This is a genomic window from Sulfitobacter sp. HI0129, assembly GCF_001635395.1.
In the GTDB taxonomy this organism is placed as follows: Bacteria; Pseudomonadota; Alphaproteobacteria; order Rhodobacterales; family Rhodobacteraceae; genus Sulfitobacter.
Genome location: NZ_LWGH01000352.1, coordinates 1 through 2,769, shown reverse-complemented (window position 1 = coordinate 2,769; position 2,769 = coordinate 1). Strand labels below are relative to the sequence as shown.

The 2,769-nt window shown below is 66.2% G+C and carries 4 protein-coding genes; all 4 read left to right on the top strand.

Annotation, left to right across the window (positions count from 1 at the left end; genetic code table 11):
- Window positions 1-450 (top strand): 3-oxoacyl-[acyl-carrier-protein] synthase III C-terminal domain-containing protein (locus tag A3764_RS08905; RefSeq protein WP_330220515.1); only part of this gene is annotated, 450 nt, incomplete at its 5' end.
- On the top strand, window positions 447-938 hold the full coding sequence (locus tag A3764_RS08900; protein WP_067920300.1) for an isoprenylcysteine carboxyl methyltransferase family protein: 492 nt from the start codon (window positions 447-449) through the stop codon (window positions 936-938). The genes A3764_RS08905 and A3764_RS08900, both read left to right, overlap by 4 nt.
- Before the next feature lie 84 nt (window positions 939-1,022).
- On the top strand, window positions 1,023-1,709 hold the full coding sequence (locus tag A3764_RS08895; protein WP_067920298.1) for a glutathione S-transferase family protein: 687 nt from the start codon (window positions 1,023-1,025) through the stop codon (window positions 1,707-1,709).
- Window positions 1,709-2,769, top strand: a 1,061-nt coding sequence (locus A3764_RS08890; protein ID WP_067951497.1) for an L-serine ammonia-lyase, incomplete at its 3' end; no start/stop codon positions are given. The genes A3764_RS08895 and A3764_RS08890, both read left to right, overlap by 1 nt.

The window sequence follows — 2,769 nt, the reverse complement described above, 5'->3', positions numbered from 1 at the left end:
AGCGCAGCAGCGGCGGGCGGGATCACACTGGGCCACGGGCAGGAGCACCTTTGGCCCGACACCCTTCCCATCATGGGCTGGGACGTGGATGAAACCGGGCTCGGCGTCATCTTCGACCGGTCAATCCCCGGTTTCGTGCAGGAGAATTTCCTCCCCGCCGTGGAAACCATGCTGGCGGCTGCTGATCTCTCGGTCGCGCAGGTGGACCGCTTTGTCTGCCATCCGGGCGGCACCAAGGTTCTCGAAGCGATCGAGGCCACGATGGCCCTTCCCCCGGGCGCGCTCGACGCGGAGCGGGCGGTGCTGCGGGCCGCCGGAAACATGTCCGCGCCCACGGCGCTTTTCGTTTTGAAAGAGGTGCTGGAACAAGGCGCGACGGGTCAGTTCGCGCTCTGCGCGCTGGGGCCGGGGTTCACCGCCTCGCTGTTGCCTATCAGGGTGGCGGCGTGACGACGGCCACCTTCCTGTTCCTGGGCTTCCTGATCCTGCAGCGGCTGGGGGAGCTTATTATCGCCCGGCGCAACACCGCGCGCCTGCTGGCCGATGGCGCGCATGAAGTGGGGGCAGGCCATTACCCGGTGATGGTTGCGATGCACGCGGCATGGCTGGCCGCGATCCTGCTGCTGGGCTGGAACGAAGCCGTGCGACCCTTCTGGCTCATCCTCTATGTCATCCTGCAAGGGTTCCGCATCTGGATACTCAGAACACTGGGCAACCGCTGGACGACGCGCATTATCGTAACGGATGCACCCCTCGTTTCCACCGGCCCGTTCAAGTTCATCCCCCATCCGAACTACGCCCTCGTAGTGGCCGAGATCATCGTCGCGCCGCTCGTCCTCGGGCTCTGGGGCGTGGCGCTCGTTTTCACACTGCTGAACGCCCTGATGCTCCGCCACCGGATCAAGGTCGAGGACGCGGCGATCCGGCCCGGAGGATGAGCACCCGGCGGGGTGTTGCGCAATCATGCGGCGAAGGGTCGTTTTCCTTCGCGTGGTGGCGCGCCGGTGGTCTAACAGGGCGGTATGGATCACGTCCTTCACTATGCCCCCGACAATGCGTCGCTGATCGTCAGGCTCACGCTGGAGCAGGGCCAAATCCCCTATGAGACAAGGCTGGTCGACCGCAGGGCGAAGGCGCAGCGGGGGGCCGCCTACCGTGCCCTGAACCCCAAGGGCCTGATCCCCACGCTCGAAACACCCGAGGGGCCGATCTTTGAAACCGGGGCCATATTGCTCTGGCTGGCGGATCGGCACGGCGAGCTGTTCCCCGCCCCCGCCTCACCTGCCCGGGGCAAGGCGCTGAAATGGTTCTTTCATCTGTCCAACACCATGCACCCCTTGGCGCGCATGATGTTCTACGGCGAAACCTATGTGGATGCCGCCTGCCTGCCAGACTTCTACCGCCGCTCTGCCGAACATTTCGCCCAAGCCGCGACGCTGCTTGACGGGGCCGTGGCGGAATGGTCGGACCCCGACGCCCCCGGCATCGCGGATTTCTACGCGGCGGCCCTGATGCGCTGGCCCGCGCTCTACCCTCGGGATGCGGATCGTAGCTGGTTCGACCTTGCCCGCTGGCCTGCTCTTGCCCGTGTGGCGGCGCGGGTTGAAGGCCTGCCCGCCTGCCGCGCCTTGCAAAGCGCCGAAGGTCTGGGCGATACACCCTTTACCGCCCCCCGATACCCCGATCCACCCGAAGGAAGCGCTCTCTGATGTTCCTGTCCGTTTTCGATATGTTCAAGGTCGGCATCGGCCCCTCGTCTTCCCACACGATGGGCCCGATGGTGGCCGCCGCGCGTTTTCTCGACGCGATGCGCGCCTCGCCGTTCCACTTCGCGGGGGTGCGCGCCTCGCTTCACGGCTCGCTCGCCTTTACCGGGGTGGGCCACGCAACGGACAGGGCGACGATCCTCGGGCTGGCCGGGTTCACCCCGCAGGACTACGACGCGGAGAAAGCCGAACGCACGCTTGAAGAGATACGGCGGAGCAAGACCGTCACCCCCGAAGGGCTGGGAACGCTGCGCTTTGACCCTGAGCGCGACATGATCTTCGACTACGACACCAAGCTCGCGGGCCACGCCAATGGCATGATGCTGATGGCGACGGACGCGCAGGGCGACGTGACCCTGCGGGAGACCTATTATTCCATCGGCGGCGGCTTCGTGATGACCGAAGCGGAACTGGCCGCCGGGAAGGACACGGACGAAGGCGCGCCGGTGCCCTACCCGTTCAAGTCGGCGGCGGAGATGCTGGACATGGCGCGCGCCTCCGGCAAGACCATCGCGCAGATGAAACGCGCCAACGAGGAATCGCGCGGCGGGGCGGAAAACCTGCGGGCAGGGTCCCGAAGGCTTTGGCAGGTGATGAACGACTGCATCGAAAGAGGGCTCACCACCGACGGTATCCTGCCCGGCGGGTTGAAGGTGAAACGCCGCGCAAAGGGCATCCATGATGCGCTGGTGGCCGAACGCGGGCGCAACCTTTCGGCACCCCATACGATCAACGACTGGATGAGCGTCTATGCCATGGCCGTGAACGAGGAAAACGCCGCCGGGGGTCAGGTCGTCACCGCGCCCACCAACGGCGCCGCCGGCGTGATGCCAGCGACGTTGCGCTACTATCTCGATCACGTGCCCGGCGCCTCCGAGACCCATGTGGAGGACTTTTTGCTGACGGCGGCGGCGATCGGCGGGCTGGTGAAATTCAACGCCTCCATCTCGGGCGCGGAGGCGGGATGCCAGGCAGAGGTCGGCTCCGCCGCCGCCATGTCCGC